Raw genomic sequence first — 17,747 nt, 5'->3', positions numbered from 1 at the left:
GTGGGTCGCCCTGGGCTACGGCCTCGCCTACGGCTCGATCGCCACCTACCTCCTCGTGCTCAGCCATCGGTGGAACGCTGTGCGCGGGAAGGGGAACCAGCAGTGAAGAGATACCGGCTGCTGGTGATCGCGCTCGGCGGGCTTGTCCTCGTACTGTTGGGTCTGCTGATGTTCGGCAACCTCAACAGCAACCTGGTCTACTACCTGACCCCGCAAGAGGCGCTGACCAAGAAAGCGGAGTTCACCGAAGGGCGCCGGTTCCAGCTCGGGGGGTTCGTCCGTGCGAACAGCGTGGTTCGTGCGCCGGACGGGTTGCGGTTCGTCGTGGCCACCGGCACCTCACCGGAGAGTCCGTCGATTCCGGTGCTCCACCGCGGTGCGCCCGCTCAGTTGTTCCAGTCAGGCATCGGGGTCGTGCTGGAAGGCAGCTGGCGCGGCGCCCGATTCGTCTCGGACACCATGCTGATCAAACACGACGAGAACTACGCGCCCCCGCAGAGTGGGGGTGAGCAGAGGTGAGCACGCTCGTTCCCGCTGCCGGGTGGGTCGGTTCCTTCCTCGGTGTCGCCGCCTCCCTCGCCCTGGCGTGGACGGGATTCCGTGCGCAATACAAGCCGGGTGCGCTGCGCCGGAATCAACTGGTGGTGCCCGTGTGGTGCATGGTCGCGGGCGCCGCGTTGTCCATGCTCGCACTGGAAATCGCGTTACTGACGGACAACTTCGCCGTGTCCTATGTGGCTGAGACGCACTCGCGGGACACCTCGTGGTTGTTCACCATCACCACCGCGTGGTCGGCATTGGGCGGCAGCATCGTGCTGTGGGCCCTGGTCCTCGCCGGCTACACGGCAGTGGTGCTGCGCGGAGTCCGCACGACTGACGATCGGCTCGGTGTCGGCGCACTCGGCGTGATGGGCATCGTCGCCGCGTTCTTCTTCGGGCTCGTGACCACGGTGGCCAACCCATTCCGGATCCTGATCAACCCGCCCCCGAACGGTCCTGGACCGAATCCGCTGCTGCAAGAGAACATTCTGGTGGCCTTCCACCCACCGATGCTCTACCTCGGGTTCGTCGGGTTCACGGTGCCATTCGCCTTCGCGATGTCGGCACTGCTGATCCGGCAGGGCGGGATCGACTGGCTGCGACGCACGCGACGGGCGAATCTGGTCGCGTGGAGCTTTCTGACCGGCGCCACCTTCCTAGGTGCCTGGTGGGCCTACGAGGTCCTCGGCTGGGGTGGCTACTGGGCGTGGGACCCGGTGGAAAACGCCGCCCTGCTGCCCTGGTTGACCGGGACCGCCTTCATCCACTCCGCCGCCGTGCAGATCAAGCGCGGCATGTTGCAGGCATGGAACTTCGTGCTGGTGCTGGCCACCTTCGCACTGACCATCCTCGGCACCTTCCTGACCCGATCCGGCGTGGTGTCCTCGGTGCACTCGTTCACCGAATCCGGAGTGGGACCGGCCTTTCTGGGCTTACTGCTGGTGGTGCTGGTCGCGGGATTCGGCCTGTTCGCCGCGCGCGGCGAACGACTGGCCTCGTTGTCGCGGCCGGAGTCGCTGGCCAGCCGCGAAGGTGCGTTCCTGGTCAACAACCTGCTGTTGAGCCTGTTCGCGTTCGTCGTGCTGACCGGGACCGTCTACCCGATCGTGGTGGAGGCGTTGACCGGTAACCAGGTCTCGGTTGGCAGGCCGTTCTTCGACCGCATGGCCGTGCCCCTCGGTTTCGGGCTGCTGCTGGCGATGGGCGTGGGGCCCATCCTGCCTTACCGGCACGCCGCTCCGGGTGTGGTGTGGCAGCGGTTGCGGTACCCGCTGGTGGTCGCCAGCCTCACCGCGGCCGTCCTTGTCGCGGCAGGAGCGCGTTCCCCCGGGCTTGTCGCGGTCGTGTTCCTGGCCACCGTGATCGTGGGATCCACCCTGCGCCAGCTTGCGGTGTCCATGCCCCAACGGAGCCTGCCGGGCTTCCTTCGGCTGGTGCGCGGTCAGCGAGCGTACTGGGGCGGGCAGTTGGCCCATCTCGGTGTGGCGGGTGTGGTGGTGGTCATCGCGGTGACGGGCGCTTTCGGCGAGCGCAGCACGGTGACTCTGCAGCGTGGTGAGGCCACCGAGTTCGCCGGTTACCAGGTCACCTTCGAGGCCACGCAGGAGTACTCCGCGCCGAATCGCGAGGTCACCGAGCCACGGATCTCCTTCCGAGACGACGGCACGGTGGCACACGTGGCCACACCGCGGGTGAGCTCGTTCCGCAACCAGGAGCAAGCGGTCGGTACACCGTCGGTGTGGTCCGGCCCGACACAGGATGTCTACGTCTCCCTGGCCGACCTGCAGCCGGACCAGGTGACCCTCAACCTCTACCGCTACCCGTTGATGGTGTGGATGTGGGTGGCCGGCGCAGTGATGGCCGCTGGCGGGCTTTGGGCACTCGGCTTCGGCAGGCGACGTTCACAGGGCAGCGACGGCCGTCACGCGGAACGGTCCGACGAGGTGGTGTCCCGTGCGTAGCCGGTGGGTTCAAGCGGGCCTGGTCGGGGTAATCCTCGCGGCGCTCACGGTCGTGGTCCTCGGTCTGGCTTCCGGTGATCCCGGACCGCAGGACCGGGCTCGGGAGTTGGAGCAGCAGTTGCGGTGCCCGGTCTGCAACAGCGTGTCCGTGTCGGAATCGATGTCGGACACCGCGCAGGCCATGCGCCGCAGCGTGGCCGAACAGATCGCGGCCGGACGGACTGATCAGCAAATCCTCGACTATTTTCGGGACCGCTACGGCCAGTGGGTGCTGCTCGATCCGCCTGCGCGCGGCAGCACGCTGCTGGTGTGGGTACTGCCGGGCCTGGCTGGTCTGGCCGGTGCCGTCGTGATCCTGCTGTGGTCCCGGCATCGGCACACACCGAAGGAACTTCCCCCGGAGACGCGGCAGAAGGTGGCCTCGGAAGTCGAACGGATGCGGACGGCTCCTGCGGTGGAGGACTCCCCGTGACCACGCAACGACAACGACTGGAGGACTTCCGTAATCAGGTGCTGCGCGACATCGTCGAACTGGACCGGCAAGTCGACGAAGGCGAAATCCCGGAGGCGACCGCGGAACGATTGCGGGCCGAGTACGAAAACTCCGCAGCCGAGGTCCTCGAAGCCCTGGAAACGTTGGACGATGGCGCACAGCGGCACGGAGGGTCCGCATCGAAGACCGCTCATCGGGTCGTCTACGTCGCTTCGGGGGTGGCGGCGGTACTGGCTGTGGGTGTGTTTCTGCCGCAGTTTGTCGCAGACCGTCCGGAGAACGGGTTTGTCAGCGGCAACGAGGTCAACCAGTCCTCCTCCTCACCAGCTCCGGCACCACCCCGCGATCTGTCCACTGTGACCGATGAGGAGATGGAACAGGTCATCGCGCGCAACCCGGAGGTCGTCGGTATGCGTCTGGCGTTGGCCGAGCGTTACCTGGAACAAGGGAACTACGACAAGGCCGCTGAGCACTACGGTGTCGCGCTCAAGCAGCAACCGGACAACCCCAAGGTGCTCGCGGAGTCGGGCAGGTTGTTGCTGGCCCAGGGTAAACCGACTGAAGCTGCCGAGTTCGCCGCACGCGCCCAGAGCATTGCACCTTCGTCCCAGAACGCCCAGATTCTGCACGCAGAGACCCTGGCGCACCGCGACGCCGAGGGAGCGCGAAAGATCGTCCGCGCGTTAGTGCGCCGCACAGACCTGGACCCGGACGTACGCCCCAGGGCCGAGGCTCTGCTGCTGCGGCTCGATCCGGGGCGGGGAGGTGGACGGTGACACGACCGCCAGCGACATCCAGATCCACCTTGCTCGACAGCACCACTGGGGCAAGGCGGTGGCGCAGCATCAAGTGGGGCATCGCGTTCGTTGTCGTGCTTGCCATCGGCGTCGGGGCTCTGTTCGGTTCGCGGCTGGGCAAGGACCCGAACTTGGTGGAAACCCCGTTGATCGGCCAACCGGCACCCACCGTCCGCGTTCCCGAACTCGAAAAGCCCGGCGGCCTGGCCCTGCCGGAACTGCGCGGACAGATCGTCGTGGTCAACTTCTGGGCTTCCTGGTGTGTGGCTTGCCGCGAGGAGCACGCCGCGCTCACGTCCGCGGCCACCAACTACCGCGATCGAGGCGTCACCTTCGTCGGGGTGGACTACCAAGACCAACGCGACGCCGCGATCCGATTCCTCGACGAGTTGGGACGCGGCGACGGCTATCGCTACGTCGCCGACCCCGGCTCCCGACTGGCCCTGGAATTCGGGGTCTTCGGCATTCCGGAGACCTACTTCCTCGACCGCGACGGCACCATCGTCGCCAAGGTCACCGGAGCGTCGAACTACCCGCTGCTGTCCCGCACCCTGGACGACATCCTCGCCGGTCGTACACCGGCGTCCCGACCCGAAGGGCAGACTTTCCAACGCTGATTCAGAGTCGTTGACTCCCCCGTGGTCATGAGTGGCGGTGCATGTGCTTTCTGGTGGGCCTCGAACAGGATGACCAGCACGGCGGCGAGCAGTATCGCCGCGTGGCGGTGCGGGAGCGAACGCTCATCCACCGTCCGGTCAGCATTCTGTAACTGCGCCGTGCCAGCGCGGCACACGCGCCCACTACCAGGACGAGGCTGAGTGGGTTGTAGGCCAGCGACAGCCCGAGCTGCCCATGAAGACCAAACGCAGTGCCCATGTCCCTCCGCATGTTGGACTCATGATCCCGACGCAATACCAGGGGCCGTGGAGATCCAAAGGGGCAGACCCAACAGCGTCAGCAAGAGACCTGCCGTCACACCGACAAGCGCAAGCACTGTCACCCAGCGGTAGCGATCACAGCGGTCCCAGCACAGCGGGAGCAGGCAACCGCAATCGAGCGCTCGCCCGGATGCTCTTGATCAAGCTGGCGACCCGGGGCGACCACGCCACGGAGCAAGCGCTACCTCGCCGTTCTCGGGACTGGCGGATGAGCTCACATGGCAACTACTACAGCGCTGTAGTAGATTAGGGCTGGCGAGCGGAGAAGGTGGTGGAAGTGGTATGGCGACATCGACCAAGCTTGAGCGGTTGCGGCGGCATTGGGATCGGCACGCGCGCACCTATGACCGGCAGATGGGCTTCATGGACCGGAAGCTCTTCGGCGACACCCGACAATGGCTGTGCCGTCAGGCCCAGGGCGAGGTACTGGAGGTCGCGATCGGCACCGGCTTGAACCTCGACTGGTATCCGCCGGACGAGGTGCGGCTGACCGGCGTCGACCTGAGCCCGGTCATGCTCGACCATGCGCGCCGCCGCGCGGCAGCGACTGGTCGCGAGGTCACGCTGAGCACGGGCAACGCGCAGCGGCTGGAGTTCGCCGACGGCTTGTTCGACACCGTGGTCTGCACGTTCTCTCTGTGTGCCGTGCCCGATGACCGCGAAGTGGTCACGGAGATCAAGCGTGTCCTGCGGCCGGGCGGTCGACTGCTGCTGGCTGACCACGTCGTCAGCACCGCATGGCCGGTGCGGGTTCTGCAGCGCGCGCTGGAGCTGGTAACCATCCCCGTTGGCGGGGAGAACTTCCGGCGTCGTCCCATTCAGCATGTCCAGGCAGCCGGATTTGTCATCGAGCAGCATGCGCGGTTCAAGCTGGGCATTGTCGAGCGCCTCGTCGCACGCAAGCCCGCGTCGTGATCGACTGTGACCTTCAAGTCATCAGGCACGGGCACGCGATCAGCATGAACATCCATGCCCCGGTCACTGCGGTCAGGAAGGCGCATGCCCCTGTCGCGGTCAATGCCGAGCGCAGTGGCGACACGGGGTGCGGGCGGGGAGGCTCGCCTGACTCCAGTTGAGCCACCCGGGCGTCCAGGAGATCGGAATCCGCGAACGGAGCCACGGACCCGGGCGTGATCGCGGCTGGCAGCACGCGAAGCAGTGCCCCTGCAAGCGCCCGTTGTCCGTAGCGGTTCGTGGCATCACGGTCAGCAGCCAACTCGTAACTGCGCCGGGCACGGGTCCGCATGTCCTCGGCTGCTGGCAGAAACCACAAGTGAGCGGCAAGCATCTGTCCCAACAGCACGCGCAGTGGGTCTCTGCGCTTGGCGTGGGCTTGTTCATGGGCGACGACCGCGCGCAGTTCGGCCGGGCTCAGGATCTCAGCCAGGCCCGTGCTGATGACGACCGAAGGCCGCAGCAGCCCGACGGTCACCGCGACTTGCTGCTCGACGTCGACCACCGTCACCGGTGCACGCGAGCCGAACTCGTTCACCACAACAGCGACGGAGGAAGGAATCGGCACCCGCCGCGAGACGACCCAGGTGTGGAACCGGCGGGTCTGCCGCACCCCGCGAACCACGGTGCGGACCGCGTTGCCCACGGCAAGCAGTCCCATCAAGACGAGCAGGGCCCCAGCTATCTGCCCAAGATGCTCCTCGACGCCGAGAGCGCGTTGACCAAAATGAAAGACGAAGAGTGCGGCGACGCACCAGGCCAAGCCGAGGGCGGGATAGGTGGCCGCTGCCACTGCCACGAGTATCCACAGCGGACGATCGGCTCTCATTGCTCGTCGACCAGTCGGCGAAGTCGCGCTCGCAGTTGCTCGTCTCCGTCGACGTGGTCGACGAAGGAAACCAGGGCTGCCTCGCCGTAGTCGTCCAGCAGCCGACGCACCGCGATCTCGGCGCCGCTGCCAGCCGCGGCTTGATAGGCATACCCGCGACCGACCCGCTCCCGCCGCACCACACCGCGTTCGGCCAACCGCGAGAGCACGGTCATCACAGTGGTGTACGCCAGCGCCGCATCCCGGTTCCGGTTGAGCTCGGCCAATACCTGGCGCACCGGCAGCGTTGAACTCGCCTGCCACAGCACATCCATGACCTCGGACTCCAGCGGCCCGAGACCCGCCCTGCGCTCCGTGCGCCCCATGGGGCTCCACGCTACTACGAGCGCGCCGTAGCAGGCGACGTTCTATCCGGTGTAGCCGGGAGGAAGCGGCGTGGGTCGCATGGCCCGGTTCATGCCTGCTGCGACGAACTCGGATACCGCTTGGTGCGCGTGCTGCCGTATGAGCATCGCGGTGACCGGGTCACGGGAGGTCTCATCGACCCGGACGCCGCCAGGCACGTGTTCGATCTCCAGCTCGACCTGGTGAGCACGTTCGAAGATCTCGGCGAACAGCGGATCCATCTGCCGAATGGCGGCGCCGTGATCCAGGCGGGATCGCATCTGCTCGACGTGGGTGCGGATGCGCTCGGCGACATCGGAGCGAGCACTGGTCGTGGTGGCCCGGATCCCGTAGGAAAGATCCTGCACCGTGCGCCTGATGTCCTGGTGACGGCTCAGCAGGTCGTGGATGACCCGCATATCGCGCATCATGTCGAGATCCATCATTCCGTCCCGGCCCATCATCCAGTCCGGTATGCCTTCCGGCATCCGATCTCCCATGGACGGCTCGCGCGGCTGTTGACACGCACCTGCCAGCGGGGTCATGGCCAAGGCGAGGAAATGGCGCCTCGGGCATCCGTGCGGCTCACCGGTCATGGTCCCTCCCTGGCGTAGTCGGGAAGCTTTCCACCATGACCGAAGCTGCCACGGCGCACAACTGCTCGTCAGCGCAGGTACGACATCATGGCGGCCATGCCGGTGACCATGTGGTAGGCGTTGTGGCAGTGCACCAGCCACTGTCCCGGATTGTCGGCGGTGAAGTCGATGCTGAGGCGCTGCCCAGGGCCGACCATGACCGTGTCCTTGCGCGTGCCCCTCGGCAGCGGGGTGTGGGATTTGCCGCTGCTGTCGGCGATAGAGCGAACGGCGAAAGTGTGCCCGTGCAGGTGCATGGGGTGGTACATGTGCGTCTGGTTGACCATGTCCAGCCGTACGGTCTGTCCTTCGCGGAGGGCCAGCGGAGTGATGCCGTCGAAGGGGCGCTGGTGGTTGTAGCTTTCGGCGTTGATGCGCCAGGCGAAGGTCATCATGTCGCCGGTGAGGTAGAGCGTGTGGCTGGCTCCTGGCGCGGCGGTCCCGGTGTGCACGGCGGGAGTGGCGTGCAGGTCGCCGAGCCGGAGCAGTTGGCCGGCCAGCTCGGGCGGCTGCACGGACGGCGGTGGAGCCGTGCCGCTGGCGGTGCGGACGAGGCCGAAAGCCTGGGCTCCCTTGCCTTCGGCGACCCCCACCAGCGGGAAGACACCATCGTCGAGCGTGACGAGGACGTCGTAGCGCTCCCCGGAGGCGATCTGCAGCGTGTCGACGGTGACGGGCTCGACGGCAAAGCCGTCGGTGTGGGTCACGGTCATCCGGTGCCCGCCCAGGGCGAGGCGGAACACGCTCGCCCCGGCGGCGTTGATCAGCCGAATGCGGGCGCGCTGGCCCGGCTTGCCGTGGAAGGTCTCCGGCGCGGTGGGCAGGCGCCCGTTGAGCAGGTAGAACGGGTACTCGATGCTGCTGGCCAGGCGGGATGCCGCCGAGACCGGCGGGATGCCGGGCGGCGGTTCGGCCAACGCGCGCGGTACGTCGTACTGCCAGGACTGCGATTGATCTTCGATCTGTCCCGCTTGCACGGGCGTGCGGTAGCGGGCGTTCATGTCACCGCGCCGCAACGACGCGAGCACCTTGGCCGGGCTCGCGGCGACATCGTCGAGCCAGTCATCAAGCACGACGACGAACTCCACGTCGTAGTCGCCGGGTTCGGCCGGGTCGTCGATGATCAGTGGGGCGAACAGGCCGCGCTCGCGCTGCAGGCCCACGTGCGGGTGCAGCCAGTAGGTGCCCGGGTCCGGGGCGGTGAGCGAGTAGCGCATCCGCTCGCCGCGAGCTATGGGTTCTTGGGTGAGGTTCGGGACCCCGTCCATGTCGTTGCGAATCCGTAGTCCGTGCCAGTGCACAGTGGTCGGCTCGGGAAGCCGGTTGCGGAGCTCGACATCGAGGCGGTCCCCGGCCCGGCACCGGATCGCCGACCCCGGCACCCGACCGTTATAGGCCCAGGTTCTTACGACACGGCCACCCAGGTCGACCTCGGCGGGCTCGGCTGTGAGTGCGGCGTGCACGGTCCGCCCCGTGCCGTTTGCCCGCCGGGCCTGCTCGGCGCGGGCCACCTCGTTGGCCGAGGGGAGAATCCGCTCGGGGCCGGAGGTCTGCCCGGCGCGCAGGGCAGACCAGGCCATGCCGCCGGTCGTCGCGGCTGCCGCCGCCAGGCCGCCTGCGCCGAGCAGTAGGCCGCGCCTGCTGACCGCTCGTACCACCATCCACCTCACACAGCTCCAGATATACTAAGTAGCTTAGTATATCCTAGAGGGGTGTCGAGCTCCCTCTGTGCGAGGTGAAGGTCGGCGCTGTTGACTCAGCCAAGTGCACCGTAGGCGTTTATCGTTCTCGGAGTTCGGCTCTGCGGTGTTGGTATTCCTCATGATCGATGTCCCCCGCGGCGTAGCGTCGCCGCAGTTCCTCTTGCGCCGGGTCGGAGCGCGAGGTCGGGCCGGCGAGCATGTGGCGGATCAGCCAGATGATCGCCACGATGATCAGTACCAGCATTGCGAGACCGATCAGGCCCCACAGCAGCATCCACACCATCATGCCGCCCATGTCATCCATCATCATCGCGTTTTTCCCTCCGGTTCAGTGGGTTTGTCGGGCGAAGTGCCGCAGTCGCAGGCGTGGCATCAGCTTCACCGACCGCGGCTCCGGTGACGTGCGCCTGGGGCCCGGTCAGCGCCGGGTTGAACTTCACCGCCTCGACAAGCTCGTCGATGGCCGACTGGCCATGACCGGTGAGGACCGCGTCGGAGAAGCAGGTCTCTAGGTGGTTGTGCAGCATGATCCGGTTGGCACGCTCCAGCGACGATTGGGTCGCCGAGAGCTGCTTCATCACGTCCACGCAGTAAGCATCGGCCTCCAACATGCGAATGACCCCGTCCACATGTCCCCGCACCGTCTTCAACCGGGTCAGCGCAGCACGCTTCTTCGTCGTCAGTTCCTCGGCCATCGATGCTCCCGTCATCTACGCACACTCGACTGAGGCAACGCGAGCGCTCAAGTGATGGTCCCATCCCACCCGGGGTGGGGTCGGCCGCGCTGCGCAGGGCTCCTTTGACGAGTTTGCCTGCCGCTCCTTCGGCGTACGCCGTACTGGACGCCTCCACCCGGTACGGCCAGATCCGCCGCTGAGGTACTAGACTTCTTAGGCGCATGAGGTCGCAAGGGAGGTGGCGCGTTGCGGGGGTTCGGGGAGCTGGAAGCAGCGATCATGGACCGCGTCTGGTCCCGTGGTGAACCCGCGACGGTCCGCGAGGTGGTTGAGGACCTCCAGGAGGAGCGGGCTCCCGCCTATACGACGGTCATGACCGTGATGGACATCCTGCACCGCAAGGGATGGCTGCAGCGCGAGCGCGACGGTCGCGCCTACCGGTACGAGGCCACCGCGTCACGTGAGGAACACGCCGCACGGCTGATGCGCGAGGCGCTCAGCGAGGGGCAGGACACCGAAGCGGTCCTGATGCACTTCATGCAAGACGGCACGCCCGAGGAGGCACGGTCGCTGCAGAGCGTCCTCCGCAAACTCGCCAAGAGGTCGCAGCAGTGACGCTGGCGGCGTGTCTGGCCTTCTACGGCATGGTGGTCGCGGTGGTGGCCCCGCGTTTCTTGCCGCGCCTGACCGCCGCTGGCACGGCACCACGGTTCGGCGTCGTTGTGTGGACGCTCGCGGCAGCGAGCGTCCTGGTGTCCTGGATCGGTGCTGCGGTCGCCGTGCCGTTGTCGGTGTCCGAGTGGTCAGGCCGCGTGACCGACCTTCTCCGCAGTTGCCTCGCAGCGCTGCGTCCTTTAGGTGTCTACCAGCCATGGGCCGCCGCGCTCATCGTTGGCTTCGCCGTGCTCGCGGTCGTGTGGCTGTGCTGGCTGATGTGGCGGATGTGCAGCCACTGTGCCCGCGCGCACCATCAAGGACTGCGGCACGCACGCGGAGTGCGGCTGGCCGGCGCTGAGGCCCCGCAACTGGGCGCCGGAACAGTGGTGGTCGACACAACGGATGTCGCGGCCTATTGCGTGGCGAGCCCGTCTCGCACAGTTGTCGTCACCAGGGGAGCGCTAGAAGCCCTGAGCTCTGCGGAGCTCGCCGCCGTTCTCGCCCACGAGCAGGCTCACCTGTCCGGACGACACCACCTGATCCTCACCTTGCTCGGCGCTGTCCGCCGCGCTTTCCTGCGCGTGCCGCTGTTCCAGACCGCGCCGACCGAAGTCGGTCGATTGCTAGAGCTGTGCGCCGATGATGCCGCTGTCAAACGCCATGGCGTGGTTCCGCTGGTCGCGGCTTTGGCAGCGATGACCGGCGGGGCGACCCCGCAGGGCACCCTAGGTGCCGCAGGCCACTCCGCGCACGCTCGCGCCGTCCGGCTCGCGCAACCAGTGCCTCGTGCGCACCGAATCGCCCACCACGCTGCTCTCAGCGGCACGGCGGCCACGCTGGTTCTCGGCCCAAGCTTGGTTCTCGGAGCCATGGCACTGACCGTTTGCCCCATCGTCGCCCTCTAGCGCACTGCAGCAGGAGTCGGACACCCGAGCGGTCGGCTATGGGGACGCGGGTCCGTCTTCCACTCACCGTTGGGTCTGCACCTGACGCGAGTCCGCTTCGCAGGACCGAGTCGTACGACCATGCCCCCCGGAACGAACCGGACCGGGGGAACTACTAAACTACTAAGTTGTATTGTTAGTCGATGGTCCGAGCGGAGAGTGTCGTGGGCGAAGCTGTCGTGTCCGGGTCTGGCGAAGCCACTGATTGGGCCGTTCGCCCGCTGACGAGTAGCTGCCAGAGCAACTTCGCCCAGCGCGACCATGCCTGTATCGGGATCAGCCCGTTCAACAGCTACTTCTCGAGCGCTCGAATCGCGGCGATCGCCAGGTGGGCGCTGAGCGAGTTCGGCGTCGTGCATTTCTTCGTCCCGGACGTCCCCGCGGCGCACACGCTTGAGGCGCTCGGCTATCCGCCGGAGCGAGCGCGTCACAAGGCTCGCCGCCAGGGCCGCTACGTCTACAACAAGATTTGCCGTGCCCTGGCCGACGTCGGTGTCGTCGATCCGGAGCGGCTGATCCTCAACTGGTCGGTCCTCCGCGGAAACGGTCGCTACCTGCAGCTACTGGGACAAGCTCATGCCCTGTTCGACGAGGACCCCGAGTTCCGCGAAACGTGCATCACGGCCTCCACCTGGGTGTTGGACGGCCGCCTTCCCCATGGCACGGAACCAACGGACCAACAACTCCGCGTCGCCGTGCGCTACCTCCTCGCCGAGCTTCCGCTGTTCATCGACACCGCCGGCATCGTCGGACACGAATCCTCCGTCTTCTGCTACCACCAGGGCCCTGCCTTCCTGGAACGGCTCTACAGGCAACAGTTGCCGTGGAAGGCGGCCGATAACCAAGGATTTCTCGTCGTTCAGCCCCTGCACGACGACGACACTGCGCTCCATCTTCGCGCGCTAGCGGTCTCCTCTCCCTCCGCCGACACCTGATCGTTTGGGTAGCGATGCGCGCTGGCTGCTGCCATCCTCCAGAACAACACCTCAGTGGCGGGTGACACGGCCGAGCTCGAGGAGCGGGCCAGCGGGCACACCATCCTGAAAAGGATCTGCCCTGCGGCGACCCACCGCGTCGGTCGCCGCAGGGCACACGCCTTATCTGGCGTCGTGCTAAGGCGCGCAGCTCACCGCTGGAGTTCCGGATCAAGAACGGCGCGACGACGATGTGTCCTGCTCGGTCTGGCTAATCCCGAGTACTACGACTACTATAGGTGTTAGTAGATCGTCAGTCTCCCTGATGAGGCCGGCGTGGAGGTGGAGCAATGGAATCGTTGACATTGCTGGCGCTGCTTGCTTGCCCGATCGGCATGGGGTTGATGATGTGGCTCATGATGCGGGGCCAGCATGGGCCGCAGGAACCACAGCATGAAGGACAAGACGCCGAGGTCACCAAGCTGCGGGCGGAGGTGGACCAACTCCGCGCGGCCCAGCGTGACGCACGGCTTCGCGGATCCGATTCGGCACGGTGAGCGAGGGATCATGTTCCGTTGCTTGGATAAGCGTGTGGTCATCGGAGCCGCCGCGGTCGCACTCGCGGTCTTCCTCCTGGTGCCCCAATACGCCTGGGCGGCATTGCCCTTGCTGATCGCGCTGGTGTGCCCGGTTTCCATGTTGCTGATGATGCGAAGAATGAACACGGGGGCAGATCCCGAGTGTGCGGCACGCGCTGGGCAACCAGCGTCGTCCGCTCACGACCACGAACTGGTGCGGCTGCGCGAGGAGATTGCGGCGCTCAAACGTCAAAGCGCGGACAACTCCAACGGCGAAGCGGAAACGCCGGGCGAGAAGCCAGGACACATTTGATCCCGCCCCTGACCGTAGTTCTCTTTTGTTCTTGAGTAGCTCCGGGCCGCCTGCCACGCACCCTTCGGGCTTGGTCAACTGAGCGCCGAGCGCTTGCACCGATGGATGTCACTAGCCCGCTTCCCGTCAGTCGCGGGTGGGCAGGTACCTGCGTACTGCGTCGGCGATCTCATCGGCGGAGTGAAACGTGGCCGGCTCGGTGATGCGCTGCACCGATCCGTCCGGACGCAGCAGGTACGTCACGGGAAGCACCGGAGGCGCGCGGAGAGCGCGCTGCAGTTCGCCTCGCACGTCGATCACCGACGGGTAGTGCACCTTGGTTCGGGCCAGCAGCTCCAACGCAGCCGTCGCACGATCTTGAACGTTGATGCCCACGACCGGAATCGCGTCGTTCCGGGCCGCGTACTCGTCCAGCGCTGGCATCTCCTCTCGACACGGCGGGCACCATGATGCCCAGAGGTTCAGCAGCGCGGGTTTGCCCGCCAGCGCAGTGCTCAGTTCCACGGGCTTCGAGTCCGCGAGGCAAGGGACGACGACTCCGGCCAGCGGACCTGCCCTGTGGGCATCCCGAGGAGACGGAGGGCATGGCTGCACAGCCGCGTGCTTCCGCAAGGGCGCCAAGACGGCGTCCGGTTCGAGGGTCGATGCGCGAGCACTGGCCACCGGTCGTTGTCCGCTCTCACCGTCCCTACCGAATCCGTCATCACTGCTCCGAGGCCACAACGCGACTACACCGGCAATTGCGAGCACGAGCACCACGACCGTGACGCGGATCTCGCGGCTCCACTCACGCACCATCGAACCCCGTCTTTCGGATCAGGTGGGTGGGGGAAGGGGTGCACCGCCGCGCTCGGTGAGCATGCGCGTCATCACGTCCACCTCCGCGGTTTGCGCCTCCAGCATGCGCGCGGCCAGATTGCGCGTCTCGCCGACAGCAGCCCGTGCGACTGCCTCACGCATCATCGGGGCGCCACCCTGGTGATGGCGAATCATCAGTTGGAGAAAGAACGTGTCGAACTCCGGCCCCGCCATCGAGCGAAGCCGCTCCAACTCACTGGGGGTCGCCATGCCGGGCATGATCGGCCGATCGGTGTCCGCATGGCTCTCGGAGTGCCTGGGGTGACCGCCTGCACTGGTCATCCACGACATGTGCCCCCCGCCGGGAGCCGTCGGCTGAGACCACAATCCCAGCCAACCTCGCATACGGCCCATCTGCTCGGTCTGACCGCGTTCGATGTCGAAACCGAGCTGCCGGATGTCGACATCCCGACTGCGCTCCCGGGCCAGGCTCGCCATCGCCACACCCTGCTCGTGGTGTCGCGCCATGTCCTGGGCGAAACCAACATCGGCGGAGTTCGGGCTTGTCTCTCCGGAACGTTCCGCCCCGACCAGGAGCAAGGCTCCCGCGGCTCCGAGTAGTGCACTCGCCAGCAGCACGCAGATAGCCAGCGTGATCGTGAGCCAGCGCTGTCGCGTTCCGAGGTCGCCTTCGGCCACCGGCTCATGGTTCTCGTCTGCCTTCTGGCTCACTGTTTCAGCCACCGCTGCCACCGCCGCGTACCGGGGTTGCGCCTGGTCCAGGTGGTCCCGGCTGGAAGGGCGGTGGGTTGTCGGGATCGAAGGCGCCCGGCCCCAGCGTCTGGCACGTCCCACCGACCTCCGGATGAGTGAACCGGTTGGTACGCAACGCCTGGATGAACTCGTCAATGCGTGGATCAGTGGCGCGGTCGAGCTTGAGCTGATGCCCCCAGGACTGCAGAGCGATCGGCGTGTCCAACGTGGGCACCGGAGACATCAACATGTACGACTCGCCTTCGACGCGCTCGCGCAGAGCCTGCATCCCGGCGGCGTCGACGGCACCGGGTCGATACGCGATCCACACCGCCCCGTGTTCCAAGGAATGGACCGCGTTTTCGACTCGGAAGGGCTGGCCGTACACGACGCCGTCACACCCCGCCCAGTACTGGTCGTGCGCCCCACCGAACGGTGGGTTCTTGTCGTACGCAACCCGCTGCGGCAACTGCAGGTGCTGGGATCCCTTGTACTGCTCAACCGTGACGCCTGGGATCGCCTTCGAGGGGTCCGGATTCTGCTCCGAAGGCGCGAAGGGAGCCAGCGCAGCCTGCTTCTCCTGCGTGCCTGCGTACTGCACGTACGCATATCCGAAGATGGCCCCGGCGAACACCAGGACCACCAGCACGCCGGCAATCGTCATCCCTGACCAAGGTTCCCGGGCTGCGGCCACCGACGGGCGCCGCTTGCTGGTACCTCTGCCCACAACACACCTCCGAAATGGGAAACTAAACTACTAAGTACCATAGTCAGTAGTTGAGGGTTGTTGGTGGGTGGGGCACCGCCGTGATGGGCTGACCGGGGTTCGGCGCCCACCGTGGGTCCGGTGCTCACTCCGCCGCTCTTGGCTGCCTCGGGTGAGCCGATGCTGAGCTTACGACGGAGCGCGTCGGCTGAGATCGGGCCGCTGGCGCAGGTTCCAGTGTAGCGTCGAGCCGGTATGCCTGCTCCCGCAGTGGATCATCCTTATCCTCGCCCGCACGCTGACCGCGTCAGCATCTGTGCACCAGACGTGACTGCGTGCCTGCAAGAGCACAAGTGCTCGGTCACCGGCGCCAGACGATAGCTACTGCCCTTGTTCTCGGAAGCCATTCCCTTGCCTGGTACTGGGCAGCTCACTGATCTACTACGAAGCGGTATAGTAGTAAGTTGTGGCTGAGTCGCATCGTCGGCTGGTGTGCCTACGTCGAGCAGGAGGTGTGTGGTGCGCGGGTTCGGGGAGCTGGAAACAGCGATCATGGAGCATTTGTGGTCACGCGGGACCTCGTCGACCGTGCGTGAAGTTGTCGAGGAGCTCCGGGAGGAGCGAAACCCTGCGTACACGACGGTGATGACTGTGATGGATATCCTCCACCGCAAGGGCTGGCTCGATCGAGAGCGGGACGGTCGGGCTTGGAGATACGAGCCGACCGTCTCCCGGGAGGAGCATGCCGCACGTCTGATGCGCGAAGCGCTCAGCGAAGGCCAGAATATGAAGGCAGTGTTGATGCACTTCCTCGCCGACGGCACTCCGGAGGAGGTTCGGTCGCTGCAGGAGGTGCTGCGCAGTCTGTCGACGAAGGGGTCAAGTCGATGATCTTGGCGACGTGCCTGGCATTCTACGGTTTTCTCGTGGCAGTGGTGGCACCCCGTTTCCTGCCCCGGCTGACTGCCGCCGGTACGGCGCCCCGTTTCGGGGCTGCGGTGTGGACGCTGACGGCTGCCACCGCTGTGGGGGCGTGGATCGGTGCCGCCGTGGCCGCGTTGTTCTCCCTGGCCTCATGGCCGGGTCGCGTCGCGGATGTCCTGCGGAGTTGTCTGGCTGCCCTTCGGCCACTGGGCATCACCGCGCCGTGGGTAGCTGCGTTGCTCGCGGTCCCTGCCGTGTTGGTTTCGGTGTGGCTGGGCTGGCTGATGTGGCGAGCGGCGCGTCACTGGGTTCACGCGCACGTCCACGGGAAACGGCATTCCCGCGCAATACGGCTGGCTGGGCGGGAGGCGCCTGAGCTGGGTGCCGGAACGATCGTGATCGAGACGGCCGACGTGGCCGCCTACTGCGTCGCCAGTCCAACACGCACCGTTGTCGTGACCCGGGGTGCGCTGGACGCGCTTGACCGTGACGAGCTTGCCGCGGTTCTCGCCCATGAACATGCCCATCTGCGCGGTCGTCACCACCTGCTGCTCACCGCGCTGCGCGCGATGCGACGCGCATTGCCCGGTGCATTGCTGTTCCAGGTGGCCGAAGTCGAGGTCGCGCGTTTGCTCGAGCTGTGCGCGGACGATGCTGCGGTCAAACGTCACGGCACGCTCCCCCTGGTGGCGGCTCTGGCTTCGATGACCAGCAACCCTGCACCACGGGGCGCACTCGGCGCAGCTGGCGCCTCGGCACTGGCCCGGGCGCTCCGGCTGGCCGAACCGCCGTCTCGTTCCCAGAGCACGATCCGCCGCGCGGCGCTCGGGGCCACTGCCACCGGGATGATTCTCGGTCCAGGGCTTGGGCTGGTGGCCATGGGCGTGACCATTTGCCCCGTTTTCTTCCAGTAGCTGCCTGCCGAGGCAGCCGAGATTGAGTTCCGCGCGTTTACCAAAACCCTGTCACTGCACGGCTGATCGTGCGCCGGGTACAGGACCGCGCCGACGAACGTTCCCGGTCTGGCGCAACCACTGGCTCTTCACCAACAGCGAGCCGGCCATCGAGCCGGACATCGTCCACACGGCCGAGCGATCACCGAGGGCCTGTTCGACGACCCGATCGTTCGGACCGCTGATCCACCTTGAACCCGAGCTGTCTTATGGCCTGCGCCCGCGAAAGACGCACCCGCCGATAATGGAGCTGCAGGCGACAACGCGTGAATCTGTGCCCACCATCCCTCCGTGGC

Annotated in this window: 22 protein-coding genes; 13 read left to right on the top strand and 9 right to left on the bottom strand. The window is 66.5% G+C overall.

The features are described from left to right. Positions 1–102 precede the first annotated feature (102 nt). The 6 genes from GIY23_RS12595 (at position 103) to GIY23_RS12570 (ending at position 5,644) form a co-directional block, all read left to right on the top strand. The gene (locus GIY23_RS12595; RefSeq protein ID WP_154076838.1) at positions 103–519 is read left to right on the top strand and encodes a cytochrome c maturation protein CcmE; all 417 of its coding nucleotides are present in this window, start codon (positions 103–105) and stop codon (positions 517–519) included. Next, positions 516–2,501, top strand: coding sequence for a heme lyase CcmF/NrfE family subunit (locus GIY23_RS12590; protein WP_154076837.1), 1,986 nt, complete (start codon positions 516–518; stop codon positions 2,499–2,501). The genes GIY23_RS12595 and GIY23_RS12590 overlap by 4 nt, the downstream gene beginning before the upstream one ends. Further along, the gene (locus GIY23_RS12585; RefSeq protein WP_154076836.1) at positions 2,494–2,973 is read left to right on the top strand and encodes a cytochrome c-type biogenesis protein; all 480 of its coding nucleotides are present in this window, start codon (positions 2,494–2,496) and stop codon (positions 2,971–2,973) included. The genes GIY23_RS12590 and GIY23_RS12585 overlap by 8 nt, the downstream gene beginning before the upstream one ends. Beyond that, positions 2,970–3,770, top strand: a complete 801-nt coding sequence (locus GIY23_RS12580) for a tetratricopeptide repeat protein (RefSeq protein WP_154076835.1) — start codon at positions 2,970–2,972, stop codon at positions 3,768–3,770. The genes GIY23_RS12585 and GIY23_RS12580 overlap by 4 nt, the downstream gene beginning before the upstream one ends. Continuing rightward, the gene (locus GIY23_RS12575; RefSeq protein WP_228717257.1) at positions 3,767–4,408 is read left to right on the top strand and encodes a TlpA family protein disulfide reductase; all 642 of its coding nucleotides are present in this window, start codon (positions 3,767–3,769) and stop codon (positions 4,406–4,408) included. Before GIY23_RS12580 ends, GIY23_RS12575 begins: the two co-directional genes overlap by 4 nt. A 603-nt stretch (positions 4,409–5,011) precedes the next feature. Continuing rightward, positions 5,012–5,644: a class I SAM-dependent methyltransferase gene (locus GIY23_RS12570; protein WP_154076834.1), complete on the top strand. Its 633-nt coding sequence runs from the start codon at positions 5,012–5,014 to the stop codon at positions 5,642–5,644. 13 nt (positions 5,645–5,657) lie between these two features. On the opposite strand, the gene GIY23_RS12565 is transcribed toward GIY23_RS12570, so the two are convergent. From GIY23_RS12565 to GIY23_RS12540, 6 genes are all read right to left on the bottom strand, one after another. Further along, the gene (locus tag GIY23_RS12565) at positions 5,658–6,476 is read right to left on the bottom strand and encodes a M56 family metallopeptidase (RefSeq protein ID WP_187351861.1); all 819 of its coding nucleotides are present in this window, start codon (positions 6,474–6,476) and stop codon (positions 5,658–5,660) included. Positions 6,477–6,508: 32 nt separating this feature from the next. Beyond that, the gene (locus GIY23_RS12560; protein ID WP_154076832.1) at positions 6,509–6,877 is read right to left on the bottom strand and encodes a BlaI/MecI/CopY family transcriptional regulator; all 369 of its coding nucleotides are present in this window, start codon (positions 6,875–6,877) and stop codon (positions 6,509–6,511) included. Positions 6,878–6,919: 42 nt separating this feature from the next. After that, positions 6,920–7,492: a hypothetical protein gene (locus GIY23_RS12555; RefSeq protein WP_154076831.1), complete on the bottom strand. Its 573-nt coding sequence runs from the start codon at positions 7,490–7,492 to the stop codon at positions 6,920–6,922. A gap of 68 nt (positions 7,493–7,560) precedes the next feature. Next, entirely contained in the window at positions 7,561–9,192 is a 1,632-nt protein-coding gene (locus tag GIY23_RS12550; protein ID WP_154076830.1) for a multicopper oxidase family protein, read from the bottom strand. Between the two features lie 118 nt (positions 9,193–9,310). Further along, entirely contained in the window at positions 9,311–9,544 is a 234-nt protein-coding gene (locus GIY23_RS12545; protein ID WP_154076829.1) for an SHOCT domain-containing protein, read from the bottom strand. Then, the gene (locus tag GIY23_RS12540) at positions 9,531–9,929 is read right to left on the bottom strand and encodes a metal-sensitive transcriptional regulator (protein WP_154076828.1); all 399 of its coding nucleotides are present in this window, start codon (positions 9,927–9,929) and stop codon (positions 9,531–9,533) included. Before GIY23_RS12540 ends, GIY23_RS12545 begins: the two co-directional genes overlap by 14 nt. Positions 9,930–10,157: 228 nt before the next feature. Between GIY23_RS12540 and GIY23_RS12535 the strand changes: the two genes are divergently transcribed. The 5 genes from GIY23_RS12535 to GIY23_RS12515 all read left to right on the top strand — a co-directional run bounded on the left by GIY23_RS12535 (position 10,158) and on the right by GIY23_RS12515 (position 13,317). Next, positions 10,158–10,526, top strand: a complete 369-nt coding sequence (locus tag GIY23_RS12535) for a BlaI/MecI/CopY family transcriptional regulator (RefSeq protein WP_222850141.1) — start codon at positions 10,158–10,160, stop codon at positions 10,524–10,526. Beyond that, a complete protein-coding gene (locus GIY23_RS12530; RefSeq protein WP_154076826.1) occupies positions 10,523–11,473 on the top strand; it encodes a M56 family metallopeptidase in 951 nt (316 codons plus the stop codon). The genes GIY23_RS12535 and GIY23_RS12530 overlap by 4 nt, the downstream gene beginning before the upstream one ends. A 203-nt stretch (positions 11,474–11,676) precedes the next feature. After that, entirely contained in the window at positions 11,677–12,447 is a 771-nt protein-coding gene (locus GIY23_RS12525; protein WP_228717256.1) for a tRNA-dependent cyclodipeptide synthase, read from the top strand. A gap of 329 nt (positions 12,448–12,776) precedes the next feature. Then, complete coding sequence (locus GIY23_RS12520; protein ID WP_154076824.1) at positions 12,777–12,983, top strand: hypothetical protein; 207 nt, start codon at positions 12,777–12,779, stop codon at positions 12,981–12,983. 34 nt (positions 12,984–13,017) lie between these two features. After that, complete coding sequence (locus GIY23_RS12515; RefSeq protein WP_187351860.1) at positions 13,018–13,317, top strand: DUF2933 domain-containing protein; 300 nt, start codon at positions 13,018–13,020, stop codon at positions 13,315–13,317. A 126-nt stretch (positions 13,318–13,443) separates the two neighbouring features. On the opposite strand, the gene GIY23_RS12510 is transcribed toward GIY23_RS12515, so the two are convergent. Genes GIY23_RS12510 through GIY23_RS12500 form a run of 3 tightly spaced genes read right to left on the bottom strand, consistent with a single transcriptional unit; the run spans position 13,444 to position 15,532 of the window. Then, positions 13,444–14,115: a TlpA disulfide reductase family protein gene (locus GIY23_RS12510; protein ID WP_154076822.1), complete on the bottom strand. Its 672-nt coding sequence runs from the start codon at positions 14,113–14,115 to the stop codon at positions 13,444–13,446. Between the two features lie 18 nt (positions 14,116–14,133). Beyond that, entirely contained in the window at positions 14,134–14,847 is a 714-nt protein-coding gene (locus GIY23_RS12505; protein ID WP_228717255.1) for a DUF305 domain-containing protein, read from the bottom strand. Positions 14,848–14,851: 4 nt separating this feature from the next. Beyond that, the gene (locus tag GIY23_RS12500; protein WP_154076821.1) at positions 14,852–15,532 is read right to left on the bottom strand and encodes a DUF3105 domain-containing protein; all 681 of its coding nucleotides are present in this window, start codon (positions 15,530–15,532) and stop codon (positions 14,852–14,854) included. Positions 15,533–16,093: 561 nt separating this feature from the next. Between GIY23_RS12500 and GIY23_RS12495 the strand changes: the two genes are divergently transcribed. Both GIY23_RS12495 and GIY23_RS12490 read left to right on the top strand, forming a co-directional pair. After that, complete coding sequence (locus GIY23_RS12495) at positions 16,094–16,465, top strand: BlaI/MecI/CopY family transcriptional regulator (RefSeq protein WP_154076820.1); 372 nt, start codon at positions 16,094–16,096, stop codon at positions 16,463–16,465. Beyond that, positions 16,462–17,412 carry a M56 family metallopeptidase gene (locus tag GIY23_RS12490; RefSeq protein ID WP_154076819.1) on the top strand — a complete coding sequence of 317 codons (951 nt, stop codon included), beginning with the start codon at positions 16,462–16,464 and terminating at the stop codon, positions 17,410–17,412. The genes GIY23_RS12495 and GIY23_RS12490 overlap by 4 nt, the downstream gene beginning before the upstream one ends. Positions 17,413–17,747: the final 335 nt, after the last annotated feature.

This window comes from Allosaccharopolyspora coralli (assembly GCF_009664835.1).
Lineage (GTDB): Bacteria > Actinomycetota > Actinomycetes > Mycobacteriales > Pseudonocardiaceae > Allosaccharopolyspora > Allosaccharopolyspora coralli.
Note: the sequence above shows the minus strand (reverse complement) of the source record. Positions and strands in the feature narration are given on the sequence as shown.